The following is a 23,751-nucleotide window of genomic DNA, read 5'->3' as shown; positions in this document are numbered from 1 at the left end:
CTTCGCGGTAGGACGCGCCCTGATGCCCCCTGAAGCCCCTGATGGCCACCATCACGGCACTGAATGCCGTGTTCAGTATCAGCTGTTTTGACACAGTTTGTGTATCGCAGCATGTGACACACCCGGGTCGGGTGATGTTGCATGATCTGCCGCCTGACCGGCGTTGTGGTGAGGGCCATGACGCGGAATGGGACGATCATGCGATTCGTGGACGCGATGCTGACGGCTGAAGTGCCGGTTGAGAACGTGTCGGCGTGGTGCCGGGAGCATGGTGTCGATAGGCGGACGTTCTATCGGCACCGTGCCCGGATCCAGGCCGAGGGGCAGTGGCGGCGGCGGTCGACCCGGCCCAAGACCGTGCGGCATGCTACGGCGGAGCCGGTCGTGGCTGTCGTGCTGCGGCTGCGGAAGGAGCTGAAACCGGACAACGGGGCGGACCCGATCCGCGATCGGCTTCTGGAGTTGGCCGCCGAGCGGGACTGGGCCGGACGGGGCTGGCCTGTCCCGTCGCGGGCCACGATCAACCGGATCCTGTCCCGGCACGGGCTGGCCGAGTCCAACCCCCGTAAGCGGCCCCGGTCCTCCTACCGTCGGTTCAGCTATGCCCGGCCGCGGGACTGCTACCAGATCGACGCCACCGAGGTCATCCTCGCCGGCGGGGCCACGGTGGTGGTGTTCGAGGTCCTCGACGACTGCACGCGCATGCTGGTGGCCAATCACGCCGCCGAGGCCGAAACCTCCCGTGCCGCGATCACCGCGATCACCGCGGCCATCACCGACCATGGTGCGCCCGCGATCGTGTTGTCCGACAACGGATCCGCGTTCACCTCACGCGGCCGCCACCCCAACGCCGGGCCATCGGCGTTCGCCCGCACCGTCACCGGCCACGGCTGCAGGCTGATCCATTCCAGCCCCTACCACCCGCAGACCTGCGGCAAGGTCGAACGCCACCACCAGACCTTCAAACGCTGGCTGGATCACCAACCCATCCAACCCGCGACCCTGACCGAACTCCGCACCCTGCTCGAGGTCTACCGCGAGCACTACAACCACCGCCGCCACAGCGCCCTTGGCCGGCAAACCCCCACCCATGCCTGGACCACCAGCGACAGCCACGGCGGACCCCAGCACCTGCCCGTCCAGGACGACGCCACCGTGCACCGCCTCAAAGTCAGCACCACCGGCACGGTCAACCTCGGCAAACACGCCCGGCTACGGATCGGCACCGCCCACGCCGGACACACCATCACCATCATCCGTGACAGCGACCGGGCCACCGCCTACACCAGCGACGGCGACCCGATCGGCCACATCCACCTCGACCACACCAAGACCTACCAAGGCCAACTCACCCCAGCCGCCTAACCTGTGTCACAACAACCGAGACAAACCTGCGGCAGAACTACCGAGACACGACACGGCACTGAATGCCGTCATGGTGGCCTTCACGGCATACTGCCATGGCGGCTCCGTGCCGGGATCTTGGTGTGAGGGCCGAGTTTCGGGCGCTCAGTGCCGTCATGGTGGCCTTCAGGGCATCGGATGTGGTCCCGTTCCGGACTCCGAGACCTACCCAGCGGACATCGCCAGCAGGGCGGCCGTCGTGCCGACTTCCACGCAGCCGCCCAGGACGTCCCCGGTGATCCCGCCCAGCCGCCGCACGCACCGGAACAGCAACACCCCCGCCGCGACGAACGCGACCCCGACCGCCACCGGACCCCGCCACCACGGCAACCCCGGCGCGAGCGCGCTCACCGCGGCCAGCAAGACGAACACCAGCACCGCGAACGGGACCCGGACCGAGCCAGCCACGGTCGCGCCCAGGCCGTCGGGGCGGGCGGACGGGACGCCCCGCGCGCAGCACAGGGGGAGCACGCCGCGTCCCGCCAGTACCGCGACGGCGATCGCCGCTTCACCGTGTCCGGAAAGGACAGCGCCCGTCAACGCTCCACATTGGACGATCAGCGCGAGTACCAGGGTGGCGACGCCGGTGGGGCCGGAATCGCCGCGCCGCATGACTTCGAGCGCGCGGGCGCGGTCGTAGGAGGCGCCGAGGCCGTCGGCGGTGTCGGCGAGGCCGTCGAGGTGCAGGCCCCTGCTGCCGAGCGCGATCGCCGCGAGCGCGAGACCGGCACAACCCAGTGCGGGCAACCGCAATGCGGTGCAGGCGAGCACGACGAGCACCGCGGCGGCCGCGAGCGGCACGGCGGCGACCGGCGCGAGCAGCATGGCGCCCGCGGCGACCCCGCGGTCGATCACGCGCGGCGCGGGCACCGGCACCACGGTCAGGGTGCCGAACGCCATGCGCAGCGCGTCGATCACCCCAGGTCCGAGAGCAGGCTCATCTCGGCCAGCACCGCGTGTGCCGAGCGCAGCACCGGCACGGCCTGGACCGCGCCGCTGCCTTCGCCGAGCCGCAGGCCGAGATCGAGGATGGGGTCGAGCCCGAGTGCCTTGAGCGCAAACGCTTGCGAGGGCTCCGTCGACCGGTGACCGGCGAGCCACCACCGCGGCGCGCCGGGCGCGATCTCGCGCGCGACGAGCGCGGCCGCACCGGAGAACACGCCGTCCAGCACGACCGGGACGCCGCGGACCGCGCCCTGCACGAGGAAACCGGCGGTGGCTGCGGCGCACGCGCTGCCGAGCTTCGTGAGCAGCGCGAACGGATCGCCACCCGTGCCCGCGCGGGCCAGCGCCGCCTCGACGACGGCGACTTTGCGCGCGCGGCCGTCGGCATCGACGCCGGTGCCGGTACCCACCACGTCTTCGGCGGGAAGGCCCAGCACCGCGGCGACGAGCGCGGCGGCGACCGTGGTGTTGCCGATGCCCATGTCGCCGGGGATCAGCAGATCCGCGCCCGCGTCGATCTCTTCGTCGGCGATCGCGCGGCCCGCGGTGAACGCCGACGAAGCCTCGCCCGGCGCCAGCGCGTCTTCGACGTCGATCGAACCGGAGCCGCGGCGGATCTTGTGCGCCACCACGGCGGACGGCACCTCGGGCAGCTCGGCGTCCACCGCGATGTCGACGACCCGCACGCGCGCGCCGAGCTGCTTCGCCAGCACGGTCACGCCGCTGGTGCCCGCGAGGAACACCCGCACCATCGCCGCGGTGACCTCGCGCGGGTAGGCCGAGACGCCGGAGGTGGTGACGCCGTGGTCGCCCGCGAAGACCACCACGCGAACGTCGTCGAGCGGGCGGGACGGCACCGAACCGTGCGCGGCGCACAGCCACGCGGCCAGCTCCTCCAGCCTGCCGAGCGAACCGAGCGGTTTGACGAGCCCGTCGAGCCTGGCCTGCGCGGCCTCGCGCGCGGCGCCGTCGGGGGCGGGGACCTCGATCACGATTCGCTCCGTTCTCCGAGTTCGACGACCCGGCCCGCGACCACCAGCAGGACCCGGTCCGACGCCGCGGCGACCCTGGTGTTGAGCGCGCCGAGCACGTCGCGGAAGACGCGGCCGGAGGCGAAGCCCGGCACCACGCCGCTGCCGACCTCGTTGCTGACCGCGACCACCGGCACGTGCGCGCTGTCCCAAGCGGACAGGAAGTCTTCGAGCCGCTCGTCGAGCCGGAGCTCCCAGCCCTCGGTCTGCGTCCACGCGCCGACCTCGTCGAGGACGCGGCTGAGCCAGGTGCCGAGGCAGTCGATGAGCAACGGCCGCGACGCGCCGCGCAGGGTGGCGGCGAGATCGGTGGTCTCCACGGTGCGCCAGTTCTCGGGGCGCCGCGCGCGGTGGGCGGCGACCCTCGCCGCCCATTCCGGATCGTCCGGTGACGGCGGCAGGCCGGGGGCCACGTAGACGACCTCGGGATGCCGTGCGACGAACCGCTCGGCGTGTCTCGACTTCCCCGACCGGACCCCGCCGAGGATCAGCACTTTCTCCCGAGCGCGCCCGTACTGGCGCAACACCCTGGCCGCGGCCTCGAAGAAGGCGGCGAGCCGCTGGGTCAGCTTCGTCATACCGGGCATTGTCGTGCACAGGCTAGTGTGCCGTGCGTGGGACTGCGCACATCGGCGGTGACGGCGGCCGGGCTCGCCGCCGGGTACGCCGCCGATCTGGTGTTCGGCGATCCGGCGCGGTGGCATCCCGTCGCCGGGTTCGGCACCGCGGCGGCCGCGCTGGAACGCCGCGCGTGGGCCGATTCGAAGGCCGCGGGGACCGCGTACGCGAGCGTGTGCGCGGGTACGGCGACCGCGCTCGGATTCCTCGCGCAGGTTGCCACGCGCGAGCGTCCCACGGCCAGGTTCGCGCTGACCGCCGCCGCGACCTGGGCGGTGCTCGGCGGCAGGGGACTCGCCGCGGAAGGCGCCGCGATGGCGGCACTGCTCGACCGCGAAGACGTGCCCTCGGCGCGGCGCCGCCTGGCACACCTGTGCGGTCGCGACGCGACGGATCTCGGGCCGGGCGAGCTGGCGAGGGCGGCCACCGAGTCGATCGCGGAGAACACCTCCGACGCCGTGGTGGCGCCGCTGCTGTGGGGTGCCGTCGCCGGGATTCCCGGCCTGCTCGGCTACCGCGCGCTCAACACGCTCGACGCGATGGTGGGCCACACTTCGCCGCGCTACCGCCGTTTCGGCTGGGCATCGGCGCGTGCGGACGATCTCGCGAACCTCGTCCCGGCGCGCGTGGCGGCGGCGCTGACGGCCGTGTGCGCCGGTGGCCGCGCGCGGGAGGCGCTGCGGGTGTGGCGGCGCGACGGGCGGCGGCATCCGAGCCCGAACGCGGGACAGGTGGAAGCGGCGTTCGCCGGCGCGCTCGGCGTCCGGCTCGGCGGCGTCAACAGCTACCACGGCGAGACCGAGGACAGGGGCACTCTCGGTGACGGGCGCCCGCCGGTCACCGCCGATCTCCGCCGCGCCGTTCGACTGTCCACAATGGTCGGCGCGGCGGCCGCCGCGGTGGCGGTGGCGATCGCGTGAGCGGGGTCCTGGTCGCGGGCACCACCTCCGACGCGGGCAAGAGCCTGGTGGCGGCGGGGCTTTGCCGCTGGCTCGCGCGCGAGGGCGTGCGCGTGGCGCCGTTCAAGGCGCAGAACATGTCGAACAACTCGATGGTGTGCGCGGACGGTGCCGAGATCGGGCGCGCGCAGTGGTTGCAGGCGCGCGCGGCGGGGGTCGAGCCGGAGGCCGCGTTCAACCCGGTGCTGCTCAAACCGGGCAGCGATCGCCGCAGCCACATCGTCGCGATGGGAAAGCCGTTCGGCGTGCTCGACGCGGGGGAGTACGCCACCGGCCGCCGTGTGCTCGCGAAGCTCGCGTTCGACGCCTACCGCGAGCTGGAGCGCCGCTTCGACGTCGTGGTGTGCGAGGGCGCGGGCAGCCCGGCGGAGGTCAACCTGCGCGACGGCGACTACGTGAACATGGGGCTGGCGCGCGAGTTCGGCCTTCCGGTGCTGGTGGTCGGGGACATCGACCGCGGCGGCGTGCTGGCCGCGATGTACGGCACGCTCGCGCTGCTCGACCACGAGGACCAGGAGCTGATCGCCGGCTGGGTGGTCAACAAGTTCCGCGGTGACCTCGCTCTGCTGCGCCCCGGGCTCGGCACGCTCACCGAGCGGACCGGGCGCCCGGTGTTCGGCGTGCTGCCGTGGCTCGACGGGGTGTGGATCGACTCCGAAGATGCGCTCGCGGCAGCGGGCTGGGCAGGGACCGCGACCGGCGCCACCCTGAAAGTGGCCGTGGTGCGGTTCCCCCGCGCCTCGAACGCGACCGATGTGGACGCGCTCGCCGCGGAACCGGGTGTCGCGGTGAGCCTGACCGCGGACCCGGACGTCGTCGCGACGAGCGACGTGGTGGTGCTGCCCGGCAGCAGGGCCACCGTGTCGGATCTGCGCTGGCTGGCCGAACGCGGACTCGCCGACGCCGTCAAAACCCGTGCGGTGGAGGGAAAACCCGTGCTGGGCGTGTGCGGCGGCTACCAGATGCTGGCCACCCGCATCGCCGACGACGTGGAGTCCGAGGTGGGCACGATCGACGGGCTCGGCCTCCTCCCGTCCACAGTGGACTTCACGGCGGAGAAGGTGCTGGCCACCCCGGAAGGGCGCTGGCGCGGGCACGCCGTGCGCGCGTACGAGATCCACCACGGCCGCGCGACGGTGCCCGAAACCCCTGACGTGGAACCGTTTCTGGACGGCTGCCGCCGCGGTCCGGTGTGGGGCACGATGTGGCACGGCGCCTTCGACAACGACGGGTTCCGCCGCGCGTGGCTGACCGAGGCGGCCGCGCAGGCCGGGATCGAATGGACCCCGCGCGCGGGCGCACCCGGTTTCGCCGAACTGCGCGAACGCATGCTCGACAGCCTCGCCGACGCCATCGAACAGCACCTCGACGGCGAAGCCTTGCGCCGCTTGATGAAGCTCTAAGCGGCCGCCACCGCGCGCTTCGGCGCCACTTTTTCGGCCAGTGCGCCGAAAACGAGACCGAGCGCGGTCCACAGCACGAGCTGCGTGCCGATCGAGGCGGTGCGGAAGGTCCACAGCGTCGAACCCGGGAAGCCTTCCGGCACTTCGTCGATCACCGGCAGCAGCCACGCGCACAGCGCCATCACCACGACGTAGCCCCCGGCGCCGAGCAGGACTCCGCCCCACGCGCCGAACCGCTCCACGAGCTTCCGGCCCGCCGCGACGGCGATGCCCGCCACCACGAGCGAGATCGCGACGAACGCGAAGTACAGCCCCGTCCGGTCGCCGATCGTGCCCGCCTGCCCGACCGCGGGCGGGTTCGCCGGGTACTTCAGGAACGGCACGAGCACGACCACCGCGTACCCGGTCGCGGCGAGCACGGCCGCGGTCGCCCGCGGGCGCATCGGGCCGAGCCTGCCGTGGGCGAAGGCGAAACCGAGCGAGAACAGGCCGCCGATCGCGATGCCGTAGCCCGCGACGCCGGTGAACAGCCCGAGCGTGCTCTGCACGTCCCGGCTGACCAGTTCCTCCTCCGGCTCGGCCGCGGTCTCGTGGGAGTGCGCGCCCGGTTCGGCTGGCGCGGAGTGGGAGTGCCCGCCGCCGGACTCTTCCAAGCCGATGGCGGTGTTGACCGACGGCTCGCCGAACAGGTAGGCGAACCCGGTCGCGAGCACACCGGCGATCAGGCCCGCGAGCATGCCGCGGACCAGCAAGGTCCTCATCATCTGCCGCTGCCCGCCCGGTCAGTGGCAGGGGAAGGCGAGCAGGTGCCTGCCGTCGTGCACGAACTCGTGCACGTAGCTGTTCGAAAAGAGCGCGAGCGCGCCCTGCTCGGTGCTGACGAAGTAGAGCACGATCATCGCGAGCAGCACGACGAACGCCGCCCACGGTGCGATTTCCTTGAGCGGGATGCGGATCGGTTCGCCGATGGCGGGGACTGCTGCCTGTGTCACGGCTGGGGACCTCCTCGGGCTTGCGCGGCCTCTCGGTACTTCGTGCGATGACCCGGGTCTGACTTCCCACCTGGAGTAGTGGGTCACAGTGGCGCGTCCGTGCGGATTCTCACCGCATTCCGGTTGCCATCGCCTAGCCGAGCGAGCGTAAGCCGCCAGTGACCAGGTGGTCAACGTGACGTGACCGCATCGCAAGCTGCCCTGTTCCGCTGAATGATTGAAAGTGACTGAAACACTCGTTGACCGTGCATGAACAAGCATCTAGGGTGAAGGAAGAGTGTCCGCACGGATGGGGAGTCGCATGACCCGGTCTTTCATGGACGAGGAGATCGCCAGCCAGCCCGAGTGCTGGCAGCGCGCGGTCGGCCTCGCCGACGAGCTCAGCGCCGTACTGCCGGCGCCGGGCCGTCGCATCGCCGTCGTCGGCTGCGGTACCTCGCGGTTCATCGGCGAGTCCTACGGCGTGCTCCGCGAGACTGCGGGCCTCGGGCAGACGGACGTGTTCGCCGCGTCCGAGTTCCCGCGCGGCCGCCAGTACGACGAGGTGCTCGCGATCTCCCGCTCGGGCACCACGACCGAGGTGCTCCGGCTGCTGGCGGAGCTGCGCGGCCGCGTCCCGACCACGGTCATCACCGGGGTGCCCGGTGAGATCGCGCACGCCGCGGACCGGGTCGTCGACCTGTCCTACAGCGACGAGCGGTCCGTGGTGCAGACGCGGTTCGCCACCACCACGCTCGCGCTGCTGCGGGCGAACCTCGGCGAGGACCTCTCGGGCGCGATCGAGCAGGCGCGCGCCGCGCTCGACGAGCCGATCGCGGCGGAGTTGCGCGAAGCCGACCAGTTCACCTTCCTCGGCACGGGCTGGACGGTCGGCATCGCGAACGAGGCCGCGCTGAAGTTCCGCGAGGCCGCGCTCACCTGGACCGAGTCGTACCCGGCGTGGGAGTACCGGCACGGCCCGATCAGCATCAGCCAGCCGGGCCGCGTCACCTGGATGTTCGGCGCCGCGCCCGAGGGCATGGCCAGCGACGTCGCGAAGACCGGGGCCACCTTCGTCGACCGCGACGTCGACCCGCTCGCGGATCTGGTGCTCGCGCAGCGCGTCGCGGGGGCGCGGGCCGCCGATCGCGGACTCGACCCCGACCACCCGCGTTCGCTCACGCGGTCCGTGGTGCTCCAGTAGACCCGATACTGAGGCCATGGCGAACAAGCTGGTCGCGGCGTTCGACGTCGGCGGCACGAGTGTCAAGGCGGCCCTGCTCGACGAGGACCTGACCGTGGTGGAGCGGCTCCGCGAGCCGACCGCGCGGTCCGACGACGGCGCGACTACCGCGGAACTGGTCGTCGACCAGATCGCCCGGCTCACCGAGCGCATGGGGGCGGTCGCGGCGGCGGGCGTGGTCGTGCCGGGCATCGTGGACGAGGACGCCGGGATCGCGCGGTTCTCGGCCAACCTCGGGTGGCGCGAGGTTCCCCTCGGTGCCCTGCTGGCGCAACGGCTTCCGGTGCCGGTCGCCTTCGGTCACGACGTCACCGCGGGCGGGCTCGCGGAGTTCCGGCTCGGCGCCGCGCGCGGGTTTTCCGGTGCCGTGGTGATCCCGGTCGGCACCGGGATCGCGGGCGCGCTGCTGCTCGACGGCAGGCCGTACCGGGCTGGCGGCCAGGCGGGCGAGATCGGGCACATCGACGTCGGGCACGAGCTGCGCTGCGGCTGCGGCGCGATCGGGTGCCTGGAGGCGATCGCGTCGGCGTCGGCGATCGCGCGCCGGTTCCGCGACCGCACCGGACGGGCCGCCGAGGGCGGCCAGCAGGTCGTCGACGCGGCGCGCGCGGGCGACGCCGACGCGGCCGTGGTGCTGAAGGAAGCCCTCGAAGCCCTCGCGAAGGGCATTCACACGCTGGTCACGCTGCTGGCGCCGGAGGTCGTGGTGCTCGGCGGCGGGCTGTTCGCGGCGGGCCCGTTCGTGCTCGACCCGGTGCGCGAGCGGCTTTCCTCGACCCTCACCTTCCAGCGCATGCCCGAGCTGCGCGTCGCCGAACTCGGTGACGAAGCGGGAAACCTCGGCGCGGGGCTGATGGCACTGGAGCTGGCGCGGTGATCGTGACGGTGACGCCGAACGCGGCGCTCGACGTGACCTACCGCGTGCCGCGGCTGGTCCCCGACGCCGCTCACCGCACGTCCACTGTGGAGCGCAGGGCGGGCGGCAAGGGCGTCAACGTGGCACGCGTGCTGCACGCGCTCGGTGCGCCGACGCGGGCGCTCGGCATCGCGGGCGGGCACGACGGCGCCGCCGTGGTGCGGGACCTCGCCGCGGCCGGGATCGCGCACGAGTTCACCGAAGTGGCCGCCGGAACGCGACGCACCACCACGATCCTGTCCACAGTGGACGAGACGGTGACGCTGATCAGCGAGCCGGGTCCCGCACTGTCCGAACAGGACTGGGCGCGGTTCGTATCCTCGGTCGGTGCCGCGGCGCGCACGGCGTCGGTGCTGGTGTGCTCCGGCAGCCTTCCCGGCGGCGTGCCGGTTTCGGCGTACGCGGACCTGCTGCGCGACGCCGGGATGCCCACCGTGCTCGACACGTCAGGCCCCGCCTTGACGGCGGGCCTTTCCGCGCATCCGTCCGTGGTGAAGCCGAACCTCGACGAACTCCGCGACGTGACGGGGATCGGGGATCCGTTGCGCGCGGCCGAAGAGCTGTGCCGCGCGGGCGCGGGAGCCGTGGTCGCTTCGCTCGGCGCCGACGGCATGCTCGCGGTGGCCGAGGGCGGGAGCTGGCTCGCGCGCCCGTCCAAGGCGCTGACCGGGAACACGACGGGCGCGGGGGACGCGGCCGTGGCGGGGATCGCGCTCGAACTCGCCGGCGGAGCTCCCGACTGGCCCGCGGTGCTGCGCCGCGCGGTCGCGCTCTCGGCGGCGGCCGTACTGGGCCCGCTCGCCGGGGACATCGACATCGAGCACTACCGGCGCGAGTACGACGCCGTGGAGGTGGACCATGCCACTGGTACCGACGACTGACATCCTCGCCGCGCGGCGGGGAAGCGGAGCGCTGAACGCCATCGGCGTCGAGCACGTCACCGCGATCATCGAAGGCGCCGAGGCCGCGGGCGCGCCGGTCATCCTGCAGCTGAGCCAGAACGCGGTGCGGTACCACGGCGCGCTGGCCCCGATCGGCTCGGCGGCACTGGCGGCGGCCCGCGCGGCGAAGGTGGACGTCGCCGTGCACCTCGACCATGCCGAGTCGCCCGAGCTGGTGCGCGAGGCCGTGGCGCTCGGCTTCTCGTCGGTGATGTTCGACGCGTCCAAACTCGACTACGCCGACAACGTCGCGGCGACAAGGGAAATCGCCGAGTTGTGCCATGTGAACGGGGTCTGGGTCGAAGCGGAGCTGGGCGAGGTCGGCGGCAAGGACGGCGTGCACGCCCCCGGCGCGCGCACGGATCCCGATGAGGCCGTCGAATTCGTCGCCGCGACCGGGGTGGACGCGCTCGCGGTAGCTGTCGGCACCTCGCACGCGATGCTCACCAGGGACGCGTCGCTGGACTTCGAGCTGATCGCCGCGCTGCACGCCGCTGTGCCGGTTCCCTTGGTGCTGCACGGTTCCTCCGGTGTCGCGGACGCCGATCTCGTCGAAGCCGTGCGCGCGGGCATGGCGAAGATCAACATCGCGACGCAGCTCAACAAGGAGTTCACCGCGGGGGTGCGGGCGTTCCTCGACGAGAACCCCACCGCCGTCGACCCGAGGAAGTACCTCGGCGCCGGGCGGAATCGCGTTCGCGACGAAGTAACCCGCCTGCTGAGCCTGTTCTAGGCGGTCAGCACCTTCACGCCTTCGGTTTCGAACGCGGTGACCATGGCGGAATCGGCTTCGGTGTCCGTGATCAGCATGTCCACTTGGGACGTGGGGCAGATCTGCGCGAACGCCTGCCCGCCCAGCTTCGAGCTGTCGGCCACCACGACGACCTGCCGCGCCCTGCCCGCCATCAGCTTGTTGATGCTCGCTTCGCCTTCGTGGTGGGCGTAGGCGCCCCGCTCGCTGTCGAACGCGTCGACGCCGAGGAACACGAGGTCCAAAGTGATCTCGTCGAGCAGCAGTGTCGCGAGTGGACCGGTCAGCTCGAACGAGTGCTGGCGCGCGACCCCGCCGGTCACCACGATCTTGATGTTGGGCCGCACCGCGAGTTCGTTCGCGATGTTGAGCGCGTTCGTCACCACGGTGAGCGCGGGGGAGTCGCCGCGGTCGTTGAAATCGGGGCGGGTGGCCACCGCGCGCCCGACCTCGGTGATCGTGGTGCCGCCGTTGAGCCCCACCACCATGCCGCGTTCGACGAGCCGCGCCGCCGCCGCGCTGATGCGCTGCTTCTCCGGCGCGTGCCTGGCTGCCTTGTGCCGCAACGGGAGGTCGTAGGCGACGTTGCTGGCTACCGCGCCGCCCCTCGTTCGGGTGAGCAGTTGGCGCCCCGCGAGGTGGTCGAGGTCGCGCCGGATCGTCGCGGGGGAGACGGCCAGCTCTTCGGCCGTCTGCTCGACGTCGATCTTGTCGCGCTGCCCGATCATGTCGAGCAGGGCGCCCAACCGCTCGTGCCGATCCACGTTCCGGGGCCTCCTCGTGACGATTCGCCCCTGAAAGTACTACGTGAACCTGTGGAAGAGGGGTTGCGGTGTCAGGACGGCTTCGGCGAGTCGGTACCGGGATGCGGTGTGCGCCAGCGCCCGCGCGTGAAATCGGGGAACGCCACGGGCGCCCCGCCGCGCCGGACGGACTCGGAGCTCAGCGCGAACGGCACGTTCCAGGTGGCCGCGTCGTAGACGTCCATGTCGGGGACGAGGCCGAGGTTCATGGTCTGCGCCAGGCGGTACAGCATCAGGTAGTCCATGCCGCCGTGCCCGCCGGGACCCGGCCCGACGTCCTTCCAGAGCCAGTGGTCGTAGTCCGCGTAGGCCGCGAAATCGCCCCACTCGTCGTTCGAGTTCTTCGGTTCGAGGTAGATCCGCGGCGGGTAGTCCTCGAAGACGCCGTTGGTGCCGGCGAGGTGGTTCAGGCGCGAGTACGGGTGCGGATTGGACACCCCGTGCACGAGGTGGATGACGCGGCCGCGTTCGGTCTGCAGCAGGCTCATCGTGACGTCGCCGTCCACGTACCGCTCGCGCCACTTCGGGTCACCGGCGGGCACGTGCTTCGCGCGGTAGTCCGCCAGCCCGAGCGCGGGCGTGCTCATCGAAGTGAGCCTCGCGAGCCGGTCGCCCCGGTTGATGTCCATGTAGGAGGCGACCGGGCCCAGCCCGTGCGTCGGGTACAGGTCGCCGTTGACCTTCGTGTGCCACGCGCGCCGCCACTGGCCCTGGTAGTAGGTGTCGGAGAACAGCAACTCGCGCAGGTCGTGCAGGTAGGCGCCGGAACCGTGCAGCAGCTCGCCGAACAGGCCGTCGTGGGCCATCCTGAGCACCCGCAGCTCGTTCTGGCCGTAGCAGCAGTTCTCCAGCTGCAGGCAGTGCTTCCTGGTCCGCTCCGAGGTGTCCACCAGCGCCCAGAGATCGTCGACGCTGACGCCGATCGGGCACTCCACGCCGACGTGCTTGCCCGCCCGCATCGCGGCGAGCGCCATCGGCGTGTGCCATTCCCACGGCGTCGCCACGTAGACGAAGTCGACGTCGTCGCGGCGCAGGAGCTGTTCGAAGGCGTGGTCGCCGCCGGTGAACTCGGCCGGTTTCGGCTGGCCCGCCTTGGTGATCGCGGCCGACGCCTTCGCGACGTACTCGGTGTTGACGTCGCAGATCGCGGTGACCTTGACCGTCGGCAGCGCGAGGAAGAGCGGCAGCATCGAGCCACCCCGGTTGCCGAGCCCGATGATGCCGACGCGCACCACCGGGTGGCGGTCGAACGGGACGCCCATCATGGTCTTCCCGCGCGCGGCGGGAGCGGCCGCGGTCTCGACGGCGCTTTCGGCGGGGGCGGCCGCCGCGCTGGTCACGCCATGGGCCGTCGCGGCGAGCCCGGCGCCCGCCGCGACACCGGTGCGCAACGCGGAGCGCCGGGAAAAGGGCTGTGCAGGGGACACGGGACCTCCCAGGACGAAGGATGCGGTGCTCCTGAGCATCCGTTCGAACATGCTTGAAAGTCAAGGATTAACTCTAACTTCAGTCAAGAAAGCGCAAACTTCACGCAGTGCACGCGGTACCGTTCACGGACCGTGCATGGCGGATCGGCCCCAGGTCGGCACGGCGCCTATCAAAGATGACGTTTTCGCAGCTTTTCCCTCGTCTGACTGTTGACAAGTGCGTGAAATCGAACAAAACTGCGCACCAATGCGCAGCGAGTGCGCGGATTTCGCTGACTTCGATCAGGTGGTGGCCATGAGAGCAGCTCGAGTCGGGTCCGGCAAGATTCCCGTCGCCATGGGGGTCACGTGCGCGGCGGCGATCGCGCTGACCGCCTGCGGCAGCCCTACCGGGGGAGAGGGCGGCGCCACCGGCGAGAACGCGTTGCCGGGTGCCGAGCAGTACCTCGCCTCGCCGTGTCCCGAGCCCGGTACGAAACCGGCGGGCAAGGAGTTCACCTACTGGTCGATGTGGACCGCCGACGAGCCGCAGGGCAAGGTCGTCAAGCACGCCATCGACTGCTTCACCCAGAAGACCGGCGTCAAGGTCAACGTCCAGTGGCTCGGCCGCAAGCTGCTCACGCAGAACGTGGGCCCCGCGCTCAACACCAACGACGTGCCCGATCTCGTCGACCAGGACCTGAACCAGATGAAGGCCGCCGTGGTCGCGCCGGGCGGGACGCAGAGCGTCGAAGACGTGTTCGGGCTCAAGGTCGGCGAGGGCGACAAGACCGTCAAGGACGTGCTGCTGCCTACTTCGCACACCATGGAGCAGAACGCCGACGCCGCGGGCAAACCGTTCCTGGTGCCCTACGAGCTGATCAGCGACGCGTGGTGGTACCAGAAGGGCGGCGAGCAGGTCGCGCCGCCGAAGACGATCGACGAGCTGTTCGGGCTGTTCGACAAGGCGAAGCAGGCCGGCAAGAGCGCGGTCGCGCAGGACGGCGACATCAACGACTACAACACCTACTACTTCACCCAGGTCGCCGCGCACTACGTCGGGCCGGGCGGGCTGGCGAAGGCGGTTTCCGACCGCAGCGGCCAGCTCTGGAAGTCCGATCCCGGGTACCTCAAGGCCGCGCAGTTCGTGGAGCGGCTCGCGAAGGGCGGCTACTTCATCGACGGCTGGGACGCGTCGAAGTTCCCGCAGGTGCAGCAGCGCTGGGCCGACGGTGACGCCGCGTACCTGTTCAACGGGAGCTGGATCCCGAGCGAGATCCGCGAGTACCTCGGAAAGCAGGGTGGCGGCAAGAAGATCGACTACGGCTCGTTCCAGTTCCCGATGCCGGACGGCGCCACGCACGACATCGTCGAGCAGTTGCCGATCGGGTTTTCCGTGCTGGCCAAGGCGAAGAACCCGGAACCGGCGAAGGCGTTCATGGCGTACATGCTGAACAAGGACATCCTCGCCGGGATCCCCGCGGTCAGCGACAACCTCACGCCGCGCGCGGACCTGCCGGTGCCCGACGACCTGAAGCCGATCAAGGCGACGCTCGAGGACACCAAGAAGGAGCACATGCTGATCAAGGACGGTATCGACGGCATGTTCGGCGGCAAGTACGTGGACGCGGTGCTCTACCCGCTCAACAACGACCTGCTCAAGGGCAAGCTCACCGCGGCCGCCTTCGTCGACGCGCTCGCGGCGAAGACCGCCGAGTACTGGAAGGCGCAGGGCTAGTGGCACAGCTCGCGGTACCCGGCGCGGCGCGGCCAGCCGGGGGCAGGGCGGGCGCGCAGCTGAAGGGGAAACGGCGGCTGTTCTGGCCGCTGTTCACCCCGGCGCTCGTGCTCTACGTGGTGTTCCTGGTGGTCCCGACGATCGCCACCGCCGTGCTCAGCTTTTCGAGCTGGTCCGGCGCGGGCGACACCCCGCGCTTCAACGGGTTCACCCAATACCGCGAGATGTTCGCGAACGAGGCGTTCCGCTACTCGTTCTTCAACACGTTGCTGTACATCGTGGTCGGCGGCGCGGGCACGTTCCTGCTCGCGTTCCTGTTCACCATGGTGCTGCGGGACATGAAGGGCGGGAAGCTGGTCAGGGCGATCCTGTTCTTCCCGAACATCGTGGCGCCGGTGGCGCTGGGCATGTTCCTCGGCTTCGTGCTGAAGTACCAGCCGGGGAAGCAGGGCCTGGTGAACTTCCTGCTGGAGTCCGTCGGGATCGACGCGGTGAAGTTCCTCCAGCCGGAGAACGTGACCTACGCGGTGATCGGCGCGCTGGTGTGGGCCAGTTCCGGGTTCTACATCACGATCCTGATGGCCGCGGTGGACCGGATCCCGCCGTACCTCTACGAGGACTCCGACATCGCGGGCGCTTCGCCGTGGCAGAAGTTCCGCAACATCACGCTGCCACTGACCTGGGACGTGGTCGGCGTCGCCGGGGTGCTGTGGACGATCAACGCGATGAAGATCTTCGAGATGGTGTTCGTGCTCGCCGGGCCGGGCACCTACTCGCCGCCGGTGCGGTCGTGGACGCTCGGGATCTACGTGTTCGACCGGTCCTTCGGCACGCGCGGCACGCCCGCCTACGGTGCGGCGTGCGCGTGCGCGGTGATGATGATCGTGCTGGTGTCGGTGTTCGTCGTGCTGCTGCGCCGCCTCATGCGGCGCGACGCGATCAAGTTCTAAAAGGACACAAATGTCTACAGTAGACACCGCAGTGCCGCGAAAGGCGCCGAGGAAACCGAAACCGCCACCTGCGGCAAGGGGAGTCAGCCCGCTGCGCGTGCTCGGCAAGGTGATCGTGTGGGTGTTCACCGCGTTCAACGTGTTCGTGCTGTACTGGCTGATCGCGGCCTCGTTCAAGACCCCGGTGGAGATCTTCACGCAGCCGTTCCAGCTGCCGCGCCAGTGGTTCGTGCTCGGCAAGCCGTTCCGGAACTTCGTCTACGCGTGGAGCCAGGCCGGGTTCGGCGAAGCCTTCGTCACCACCGTGCTGCTCGTCGGCGCGTCCGCGATCGTGACGGTGGCGATCGCGGCGCCCGCGGCGTACGCGCTGACCAGGCTCGGCGTGCGCGGGTCAGGCCCGATGACGAACTTCTTCGCGATCGGCATGGGCGTGCCGTTCCAGACGGTCATCATCCCGCTGTTCGTCGGGATGGCGAAGCTGAACCTGACCAACAGCCTGATCGGTCTTTTCCTGGTGTACGTGGCGCTTTCATTGCCGTTCACGGTGTTCCTGCTGACCGGGTTCTTCCGCTCGCTGCCGGACGAGATGGAGGAGGCGGCCGCGATCGACGGCGCGTCGCCGTTCCGGACCTTCGCCTCGATCATGCTGCCGCTCGCACGCGGCGGGCTGATCACCGCGCTGACGCTCAACGCGATCGGGCTGTGGAACGAGACCCTGCTGTCGATCGTGTTCCTCCAGGACAACGCGAAGTTCACGCTCGCCCGCGCGCTGTTCACGTTCTACGGCGCGGCGAGCTACCAGTCGGAGTACGGCGGGCTCATCGCGGGCGTCACGATCGTGGTGCTGCCGATGCTGGTGCTCTACATCGTGCTCGCCCGCCGGATCATCACCGGTCTCACGCTCGGTGCGGGGAGGTAGGAGAGACATGGCAACCGTGTCGTTCAAGGGCGCGACCCGTTACTACGCCGGGGTCGACAAGCCCGCCGTCGACCGGCTCGACCTCGAGGTCGAAGACGGCGAATTCCTGGTGCTGGTCGGGCCTTCCGGCTGCGGCAAGTCGACGACGCTGCGCATGCTCGCCGGGCTGGAGGGCGTCGACGAGGGGCAGGTGCACATCGGGGACCGCGACGTCACCGATCTGCCGCCGAAGGACCGCGACATCGCGATGGTGTTCCAGAACTACGCGCTCTACCCGCACATGACGGTCGCCGAGAACATCGGCTTCCACCTGAAGATCGGGAAGGTGCCCAAGGCGGAGCGGGCGCGTATGGTCGCCGAGGCGGCCGAGTTGCTCGACCTGACGTCCTTTTTGGACCGCAAGCCCGCGAAGCTGTCCGGCGGGCAGCGCCAGCGGGTCGCGATGGGCAGGGCGATCGTGCGGCGCCCGCAGGTGTTCTGCATGGACGAACCACTGTCCAACCTGGACGCCAAGCTGCGGGTGCAGACGCGCACGCAGATCGCCTCGCTGCAGCGCAGGCTCGGCGTCACCACGATCTACGTCACCCACGACCAGGTCGAGGCGATGACCATGGGGGACAGGGTGGCCGTGCTCAAGGACGGCACCCTTCAGCAGTGCGACACCCCGGTCGGCCTGTTCGCGAAACCGGCGAACCTATTCGTAGCGGGGTTCATCGGCTCGCCCGCGATGAACCTGCTGCCGCAAGGGGATCATGTGCTCGGCGTGCGGCCCGAGGGCTGGCGGATCACCGAGGACGGGGAAGGCATTTCCGCGACCGTGGAGGTGGTCGAGGAACTGGGCAGCGACCAGTACCTGTACTGCGCGAGCCCCGAGCACGAGCAGCCGTTGACCGTGCGCACCCCGGGGATGGCGCCGTGGCAGCGCGGCGACCGGATCGGGCTGGTGCCGCTGCCCGACGCCGCGCACCGGTTCGACGCGGCCACCGGTGAACGGCTGCCGGACTGATGACCCGCCTGTACCGCACTGAGATCCGGCTGCCGTGCGCGGACCTCGGCGAAGAAAATCCGTTGCCGCCGCTGGAAATGCTGGACAAGGCGCAGCGCGTCACGAACCTGGACGAGCTGCCAGCCGACCTGGCGTCCAATGTGGAGTACGGGACGCTGCGCAGCGTGCTGCCGTGCCTGCTCCAGGACTCCTACGACCGCGACCGGCGCGAGCGCGCCTTACCCGCGCTGGTGCTGGAGAACGACCACGTCACCGCGACCGTGCTGCCCACGCTCGGCGGCAGGCTCTTTTCCTTGTACCACAAGGGGGAGGAGCGCGAGCTGCTGTACCGGAACCCGGTGTTCCAGCCCGCGAACCTCGCACTCCGGGGAGCCTGGTTCGCGGGCGGGGTCGAGTGGAACCTCGGCAGCACCGGGCACACCACGCTCACCTGCGAGCCGATGCACGCGTCGCGTGTGGACGGTCCGGACGGGACACCGGTGCTGCGGCTGTGGGAATGGGAGCGGACCAGGGATCTGCCGTACCAGGTGGACTTCTGGCTCCCCGAGGACTCGGAGTTCGTCTACGTCGGCGTCCGGATCCGCAACCCGCACCCCCGCGACGTCCCGGCGTACTGGTGGTCGAACATCGCGGTGACGCGGACCGAGCGCACCCGCGTGCTCGCCCCGGCGACGCAGGCGTGGCACTACGGCTACGGCGGGCGGCTCGATCTCGTCGATGTGCCGGGCGAATCCGATCTCACCTATCCCGCACGGCACGAGCAGGCGGCGGACTTCTTCTTCGAGGTCCCCGACGACCGTCCACGGTGGATCGCCGCGGTCGAAGCCGACGGGCGCGGTCTCGCCCAGCTCTCGACGCGCCGCCTGCGTGGCCGCAAGCTCTTCGTGTGGGGCGAGTCCGACGGAGGGCACCGCTGGCAGGAATGGCTCGCGCCGGGCGCGCCGGGGTACCTGGAGATCCAGGCGGGTCTCGCGCGGACGCAGCTCGAACACCTGCGGCTACCCGGCGGGCAGGCGTGGGATTGGCTGGAGGCCTACGGTCCGATTCGGACGGACGGCGCACACGGCGATTGGGCCACCGCCGTGCGGGCCGCGGAGGACTCGCTCCCGTTCGCGGATCTGGACGAGCGGCACGCCCAGTGGCTCGCGGTCGCCGACCGCGAGCCTGCGGAGATCCTGCACCGCGGTTCCGGCTGGGGTGCGCTGGAGGCGGCTCGCTCCAGTGGCCCCGCGTTGCCGGGTACACCGTTCACTTCGGACACTCTCGGCGCGGCACAGGCGCCGTGGCTGGCGTTGCTCGACGGCGCGATGGGCGGCGCCGATCCCCTCTCCGCGCCCGCCGGGACGCTGGTGTCCGAGCCGTGGCGCGCGCTCCTGGAGAAGGCAGGGGAGAGCTGGGAGGTCTGGTACCACCGCGGGGTCGCGCGCTGGTACGCCGAGGACAGGGCGGGCGCCGTCGAAGCGTGGCGTGCGTCGGTGGACGCGAGCCCGAACCCGTGGGCCCTGCGGAACCTCGCCGTCGCGGGCGAGAGCCCCGCGGAACTGCTCGCCGAGGCGCACCACATGGCGCCGGACGTCCGTCCACTCGCGATCGAAGCGATCACCGCCGCTTTGGACGATCCGCCGTCCGCTTTGGCGCTGATCGAGGGGCTGAGCGAGGAACTGCGCGCGTACGGCCGCATCAAGCTGCTCGAAGCGCGCGCGAGGCTGGCACTCGGCGACCGGGCGGGGGCGTCGCGGATCTTCACCGACGGTTTCGACCTGCCCGACGTCCGAGAAGGAGAAACGTCCCTTTCGGACACTTGGCACGCGCTCGCCGGTGACGAACCGCTCCCCGCGCGCTACGACTTCCGGATGAAGAAGTGAAACGCCACGTCCGGCTCGCCCGCCTGCTCGAAATCGTCGGAGAGCGCGGCAAGGTCGAGGTCGAGGAGCTGAGCGCCGAACTCACCGTCTCGACGGCGACCGTACGCCGCGATCTCGACCACCTCGCCGAGCAGAGCCTGCTCACCAGGACCCGTGGCGGCGCGGTGGCCAGCTCGGTGTCCTACGACCTTCCGCTGCGCTACAAGTCGGGGCGGCACGCGCCGCAGAAGTCGCGGATCGCGACCGAGGTCGCCGCGCTGGTGCCGCCGGGTGCCGTGGTCGGCCTCAACGGCGGCACCACCACGACGGAGGTCGCGAGGCTGCTCAGCACCCGGCGCGACCTGACCACGCGGGACGGGCCTGGCCTCACCGTGGTGACGAACGCGCTCAACATCGCCGCGGAACTCGCCGTGCGGCGCCATCTCAAGCTCGTGGTGACCGGCGGGGTCGCGCGGCCGCATTCGTTCGAGCTGACCGGCCCGCTCGCCACGAAGGTCCTCTCGGAGATCGCACTCGATCTGGTGATCCTCGGCGTCGACGCGCTCGATCCCGAAGGTGGTGCGTTCGCGCACCACGAAGGCGAAGCGAACATCAACCGTCTGATGGTGCGGCGCGGCACGCGCGTGGTCGTCGCGGCCGACTCCTCGAAACTCGGCCTCCGCGCGTTCGCCCGGATCTGCGAAATCGGCGCCGTGCACACCGTGGTCACCGACGCCGAGGTCCACGCCGACCTGAAACGCCGCTTCGAAGCCGCGGGCGTGGATCTCCGCGCGGTATAGGGGTTTCCCGGAGGGAAACAGTCGCGGGCGGGAGTGGAGGCGGTTGAGGGACGGCCCACTCCCGCCCGGCTCCGTACCGCCTCGCGGCGGCAGGCTTCAGGATTCCTGGTCGATCCAGTGCACCAGCAGATCGTCGCCGCCATGGCGGGTCATGAGCGTGCGTACGGAACTGCCGTGCCAGGTGGTCGTGCGGGAGCGAGGTGTGGAGGGCAGGTACGCGAAGGCGGTACCGGGCATCTGCAGGCCGTAGCCGACCAGTTCGAGATCGACCACACCGCCGTCGGTGTCGCGGATGATGCCCAGCAGGCAGAACCTCGCCGGTCGGTGCTCGTCGACGAGCAGGCTCGCGGCGAGCCTGACTTGGTCGTCAGTCCACTGCGGACTGGCCAGTCCTTCCGTCATGGCATCCCCTCTCCGATCAAGCCACCATATAAGCTGTACTACAAGTTAGCAAGCCAAGGCGTGGTCGCTCGGATCCAGAGAGTAGCGAAAGGAGTTGAGCTTATAGGCTCTCGCCATGGCTAACGGTCCTGTCACTTCCCGGGTACTGCTCGGCTTCGAGCTGCGCCAGCTGAGGGAGGCCGCGGCCATGAATATCGACACTGTGGCCGACCGCACCGGCTGGTTCGCTTCCAAGATCTACCGATCGGAACGCGGTGAAGGTGCGCTGCGCGCGGCCGAGATCGATGAACTTCTGCACCTGTACAGCGCCAGCGCGGCGGATGCCGAGCGGATCCGTGAGATAGGTGTGCAGGCTCGCCGCCGAGGAAGCTACGGCAAGGTCCCGGAGTGGACTCGCCAGTACTACGGGCTGGAGCAGGACGCCTCGGAGCTTCGAGTTCATCAGGGCGAGTTGATCCCCGGGCTGATCCAGACCGAGGCTTATGCGCGAGCCCTGCTTTCGACCTCGAAGACGATGGCGCCGGTCGATGTGGAGGACGCGGTGCTGGTGCGGCTTCGCCGCCAGTCGCGGCTCACGGAGCCGAATCCGCCGAAGGTGCATGTGGTCCTGGGGGAAGCGGCGTTGTGCCGCGAAGTCGGGGGTCCGGATGCATTGCGTGGGCAAATCGACCACCTCATCGAAGTGGCGAAGCTGCCGAATCTGACTCTGCAGGTTCTTCCGTTCGCCGCCGGTGCCTATGCGGCGCTTGGTGATGGCTTCACCTTGCTCAAGGTGGACATCGGCGATGCTCCGGTGACGTGGGTCTACCTCGCGAGCCTGGTCGGTGGCAAGTGCCGGAACGAGCCAACGCCGGTACGCACCTATGAGCTCGCCTTTGCCACGCTGATGGGTGAGGCGCTCAGCGAAGCTGACTCGCTCACCCTTTTGAAGCGTGCCCGGCGGCGATAGCTCCTATCGCGGTGACTTCGTCGGTAGTCGGGATCCGGGATACGAAGGACCGGGATGGCGGTCGTTTGACCCTCACCTCGAACGCCTTCATCTCGTTCACGAAAACCCTTGCCGGGTAACCGATTTCCCGACGGTATCTTTACCCGTGAAGGCCACCATGGCGGCGTTCAGTGCCGCCCAAGCGGCCTTCACGGCATCGAATGTCCCCGTCACGCACCAAAATCTCCCGTCGCCGCGCCGCGAGCGTGCCCCGAAGGTGGCTTTCGGGGCATCTAACGCCCCGAAAGCCACTTTCGGGGCACGTGGTCCCCGGTGGGGTCACCGTCCATAGCGGACGGTGACTCCGGTACTCAGGGTGTGCGCCGCACGGGGACCGGTCCCCGGATGTCCCCATCCGTCCCAGTGTTCGCGGGGGACAGTGCGCGGCTGCGCATGCCTTCCACCGCAGGGGAAGCGGAGTCGACCGCCGTTCGGGTGGGACGAATTGGATTCGTTACGGGCCCGGGCCGCGGGCGAATAATCGGTCGCCCCGGCGGCGGTGGCGTCAGAGCTACCGGGAAAAATCGGGCAGGAGCGGGGAAAAACCCCTGGAAAAGGCCGATGCGCCGAGCCCCTGGGGAGGTAGGTTCGGCGCATCGGGTCTTTCGATCCTCGCGTCTGGCGCGGGATCCTGCTGTGAAGTGTAGCCACATCCCGGCGTCGGTGGGTATCCGAATCGCGCACTTGTCGGCGGACGTTTCCCGGATAGTCACGCCGAGCGCAGGGTGTGGGACGGCGGCTCCCCGTAGGTTTCCCGGTACAGCTGGGAAAATCGCCCCAGATGGGGGAATCCCCATCGCAGCGCGACCTCCGTCACGGTTCCGGGCTGGTCACCCTGCCCGATCGCGCGCAGGTCTTCGTGCACCCGCGCCAGCCGCACCTGCCGGAGGTGGGCGAGCGGGCTCATCCCCAGCTGGCTGCGGAACCCGCGTTGGAGCGCGCGAACGCTGGTGCCCGCGGCCTTCGCCATGTCGCTGACCGTGATGGGTTCGCTCGCGTTTTCTTCGCAGAAGGAAACGGCGCGGCGCACCACGGCGGGCAGTGAAGCCGCTTCGTGTCGCTCCACCGCTTCGTGGAAGGTGTGCGGCTGCGCTTCGAACAAGCCGTGGATGAGGAGCTGTTCGAGGTGGTGCCGCCCGAGCGGCGAATCGTCGAGCAGCCCCCGTCGCGCGGTGTCGGCGAGCGTGCGCGCCAGCGCGAGCCAGGCCGCCGTCTTCGCGTGGTCGGACCGGACGGCGGGGTCGAACCTGGTCGGCCCGCCCGGCTCGCGGCCGAGCCGCTCCGCCGCCGCGGCGTCGATCGCCTCGCGGGTGAAGTGCAGCACGATCGCCCGGTTGCCGCCGTTCCGGCTGATCGACACCTTCGTGTGCGCCGGTCCCAGCAGTACCTCGCGGGTGTCGACCTGTTCGCCGTCGACCTCCGTCCAGCCGGTGCCCTGGAGCGGGATGCTCAGCAGGTACCGGTCCTCCAGCGCGTCCGGGCGGACCAGTATCGCGGGACCGCATTCGACCTCGAGCATCCGCACGTCGCCGGTGCTCGACCCCAGTTGCGTGATCCGGAGCATCGCGTGGTCCGGCCCCGGTTTGACCGCGTGCAGCACGCGCGATCCGAAGCTCGCCGCCATGGCGTCACGGATCTCCCCGAGGTCCCGTCCTTCGAACAGAACCTTCTCCCCAGCCTTCATAGGCAGGAGATGGTGCCACAGCACGACCG

General features: G+C 70.2%; 24 protein-coding genes. 15 read left to right on the top strand and 9 right to left on the bottom strand.

Going from position 1 to position 23,751, the window contains the following annotated elements:
• Nucleotides 1-198 precede the first annotated feature (198 nt).
• Entirely contained in the window at nt 199-1,365 is a 1,167-nt protein-coding gene (locus tag HUW46_RS08680) for a DDE-type integrase/transposase/recombinase (RefSeq protein ID WP_254124945.1), read from the top strand.
• A 204-nt stretch (nt 1,366-1,569) separates the two neighbouring features.
• Here HUW46_RS08680 and HUW46_RS08675 read toward each other — a convergent pair whose 3' ends face one another.
• The 3 genes from HUW46_RS08675 to HUW46_RS08665 are packed head-to-tail and all read right to left on the bottom strand — an operon-like array spanning nt 1,570 to nt 3,958.
• Nucleotides 1,570-2,304, bottom strand: a complete 735-nt coding sequence (locus HUW46_RS08675; protein WP_215549748.1) for an adenosylcobinamide-GDP ribazoletransferase — start codon at nt 2,302-2,304, stop codon at nt 1,570-1,572.
• Nucleotides 2,305-2,318: 14 nt separating this feature from the next.
• Entirely contained in the window at nt 2,319-3,341 is a 1,023-nt protein-coding gene (cobT, locus tag HUW46_RS08670) for a nicotinate-nucleotide--dimethylbenzimidazole phosphoribosyltransferase (RefSeq protein ID WP_215546802.1), read from the bottom strand.
• On the bottom strand, nt 3,338-3,958 hold the full coding sequence (locus HUW46_RS08665; RefSeq protein ID WP_215546801.1) for a bifunctional adenosylcobinamide kinase/adenosylcobinamide-phosphate guanylyltransferase: 621 nt from the start codon (nt 3,956-3,958) through the stop codon (nt 3,338-3,340). Before HUW46_RS08665 ends, cobT begins: the two co-directional genes overlap by 4 nt.
• Nucleotides 3,959-3,994: 36 nt before the next feature.
• On the opposite strand from HUW46_RS08665, the gene HUW46_RS08660 reads away from it, so the two are divergent.
• Both HUW46_RS08660 and HUW46_RS08655 read left to right on the top strand, forming a co-directional pair.
• Nucleotides 3,995-4,918 (top strand): cobalamin biosynthesis protein, encoded by a 924-nt coding sequence (locus tag HUW46_RS08660; protein WP_215546800.1) that lies wholly within the window; start codon nt 3,995-3,997, stop codon nt 4,916-4,918.
• On the top strand, nt 4,915-6,360 hold the full coding sequence (locus tag HUW46_RS08655; protein ID WP_215546799.1) for a cobyric acid synthase: 1,446 nt from the start codon (nt 4,915-4,917) through the stop codon (nt 6,358-6,360). The genes HUW46_RS08660 and HUW46_RS08655 overlap by 4 nt, the downstream gene beginning before the upstream one ends.
• Here HUW46_RS08655 and HUW46_RS08650 read toward each other — a convergent pair.
• Nucleotides 6,357-7,124: a CbtA family protein gene (locus HUW46_RS08650; protein WP_215546798.1), complete on the bottom strand. Its 768-nt coding sequence runs from the start codon at nt 7,122-7,124 to the stop codon at nt 6,357-6,359. The two genes, HUW46_RS08655 and HUW46_RS08650, sit on opposite strands and share 4 nt — an antisense overlap.
• Nucleotides 7,125-7,142: 18 nt before the next feature.
• Entirely contained in the window at nt 7,143-7,352 is a 210-nt protein-coding gene (locus tag HUW46_RS08645; protein WP_215546797.1) for a CbtB domain-containing protein, read from the bottom strand.
• A gap of 301 nt (nt 7,353-7,653) precedes the next feature.
• Here HUW46_RS08645 and HUW46_RS08640 point away from each other — a divergent pair, with 301 nt between their 5' ends.
• From HUW46_RS08640 to HUW46_RS08625, 4 genes are read left to right on the top strand one after another with little or no spacing between them, the layout of a single operon-like run.
• Nucleotides 7,654-8,535 (top strand): SIS domain-containing protein, encoded by an 882-nt coding sequence (locus tag HUW46_RS08640; protein WP_215546796.1) that lies wholly within the window; start codon nt 7,654-7,656, stop codon nt 8,533-8,535.
• Nucleotides 8,536-8,551: 16 nt separating this feature from the next.
• Nucleotides 8,552-9,451 carry an ROK family protein gene (locus HUW46_RS08635; protein ID WP_215546795.1) on the top strand — a complete coding sequence of 300 codons (900 nt, stop codon included), beginning with the start codon at nt 8,552-8,554 and terminating at the stop codon, nt 9,449-9,451.
• Entirely contained in the window at nt 9,448-10,371 is a 924-nt protein-coding gene (locus tag HUW46_RS08630) for a 1-phosphofructokinase family hexose kinase (protein WP_215546794.1), read from the top strand. Before HUW46_RS08635 ends, HUW46_RS08630 begins: the two co-directional genes overlap by 4 nt.
• Nucleotides 10,349-11,164 (top strand): class II fructose-bisphosphate aldolase, encoded by an 816-nt coding sequence (locus HUW46_RS08625; protein WP_215546793.1) that lies wholly within the window; start codon nt 10,349-10,351, stop codon nt 11,162-11,164. Before HUW46_RS08630 ends, HUW46_RS08625 begins: the two co-directional genes overlap by 23 nt.
• Here HUW46_RS08625 and HUW46_RS08620 read toward each other — a convergent pair.
• A complete protein-coding gene (locus tag HUW46_RS08620; RefSeq protein ID WP_215546792.1) occupies nt 11,161-11,946 on the bottom strand; it encodes a DeoR/GlpR family DNA-binding transcription regulator in 786 nt (261 codons plus the stop codon). The two genes, HUW46_RS08625 and HUW46_RS08620, sit on opposite strands and share 4 nt — an antisense overlap.
• Nucleotides 11,947-12,017: 71 nt before the next feature.
• A complete protein-coding gene (locus tag HUW46_RS08615; protein WP_442860923.1) occupies nt 12,018-13,412 on the bottom strand; it encodes a Gfo/Idh/MocA family protein in 1,395 nt (464 codons plus the stop codon).
• Nucleotides 13,413-13,707: 295 nt separating this feature from the next.
• Between HUW46_RS08615 and HUW46_RS08610 the strand changes: the two genes are divergently transcribed.
• Genes HUW46_RS08610 through HUW46_RS08585 form a run of 6 tightly spaced genes read left to right on the top strand, consistent with a single transcriptional unit; the run spans nt 13,708 to nt 20,648 of the window.
• A complete protein-coding gene (locus tag HUW46_RS08610; protein ID WP_254125953.1) occupies nt 13,708-15,129 on the top strand; it encodes an ABC transporter substrate-binding protein in 1,422 nt (473 codons plus the stop codon).
• Nucleotides 15,129-16,079, top strand: coding sequence for a carbohydrate ABC transporter permease (locus HUW46_RS08605; RefSeq protein WP_215546791.1), 951 nt, complete (start codon nt 15,129-15,131; stop codon nt 16,077-16,079). Before HUW46_RS08610 ends, HUW46_RS08605 begins: the two co-directional genes overlap by 1 nt.
• A gap of 10 nt (nt 16,080-16,089) precedes the next feature.
• Nucleotides 16,090-16,998: a carbohydrate ABC transporter permease gene (locus HUW46_RS08600; protein ID WP_215546790.1), complete on the top strand. Its 909-nt coding sequence runs from the start codon at nt 16,090-16,092 to the stop codon at nt 16,996-16,998.
• A gap of 7 nt (nt 16,999-17,005) precedes the next feature.
• Nucleotides 17,006-18,004, top strand: a complete 999-nt coding sequence (locus HUW46_RS08595; RefSeq protein WP_215546789.1) for an ABC transporter ATP-binding protein — start codon at nt 17,006-17,008, stop codon at nt 18,002-18,004.
• A complete protein-coding gene (locus tag HUW46_RS08590) occupies nt 18,004-19,869 on the top strand; it encodes a DUF5107 domain-containing protein (protein WP_215546788.1) in 1,866 nt (621 codons plus the stop codon). Before HUW46_RS08595 ends, HUW46_RS08590 begins: the two co-directional genes overlap by 1 nt.
• Nucleotides 19,866-20,648 carry a DeoR/GlpR family DNA-binding transcription regulator gene (locus HUW46_RS08585; RefSeq protein ID WP_215546787.1) on the top strand — a complete coding sequence of 261 codons (783 nt, stop codon included), beginning with the start codon at nt 19,866-19,868 and terminating at the stop codon, nt 20,646-20,648. The genes HUW46_RS08590 and HUW46_RS08585 overlap by 4 nt, the downstream gene beginning before the upstream one ends.
• Before the next feature lie 96 nt (nt 20,649-20,744).
• On the opposite strand, the gene HUW46_RS08580 is transcribed toward HUW46_RS08585, so the two are convergent.
• A complete protein-coding gene (locus HUW46_RS08580; protein WP_215546786.1) occupies nt 20,745-21,050 on the bottom strand; it encodes a hypothetical protein in 306 nt (101 codons plus the stop codon).
• Between the two features lie 115 nt (nt 21,051-21,165).
• Here HUW46_RS08580 and HUW46_RS08575 point away from each other — a divergent pair, with 115 nt between their 5' ends.
• Both HUW46_RS08575 and HUW46_RS08570 read left to right on the top strand, forming a co-directional pair.
• Nucleotides 21,166-21,999, top strand: coding sequence for a helix-turn-helix domain-containing protein (locus HUW46_RS08575; protein WP_215546785.1), 834 nt, complete (start codon nt 21,166-21,168; stop codon nt 21,997-21,999).
• 11 nt (nt 22,000-22,010) lie between these two features.
• Nucleotides 22,011-22,118 (top strand): DUF397 domain-containing protein, encoded by a 108-nt coding sequence (locus HUW46_RS08570; RefSeq protein ID WP_254125951.1) that lies wholly within the window; start codon nt 22,011-22,013, stop codon nt 22,116-22,118.
• Between the two features lie 629 nt (nt 22,119-22,747).
• Here HUW46_RS08570 and HUW46_RS08565 read toward each other — a convergent pair.
• The gene (locus HUW46_RS08565; RefSeq protein ID WP_215546784.1) at nt 22,748-23,722 is read right to left on the bottom strand and encodes a helix-turn-helix transcriptional regulator; all 975 of its coding nucleotides are present in this window, start codon (nt 23,720-23,722) and stop codon (nt 22,748-22,750) included.
• Nucleotides 23,723-23,751: the final 29 nt, after the last annotated feature.

Source organism: Amycolatopsis sp. CA-230715, assembly GCF_018736145.1.
In the GTDB taxonomy this organism is placed as follows: Bacteria; Actinomycetota; Actinomycetes; order Mycobacteriales; family Pseudonocardiaceae; genus Amycolatopsis.
Note: the sequence above shows the minus strand (reverse complement) of the source record. Positions and strands in the feature narration are given on the sequence as shown.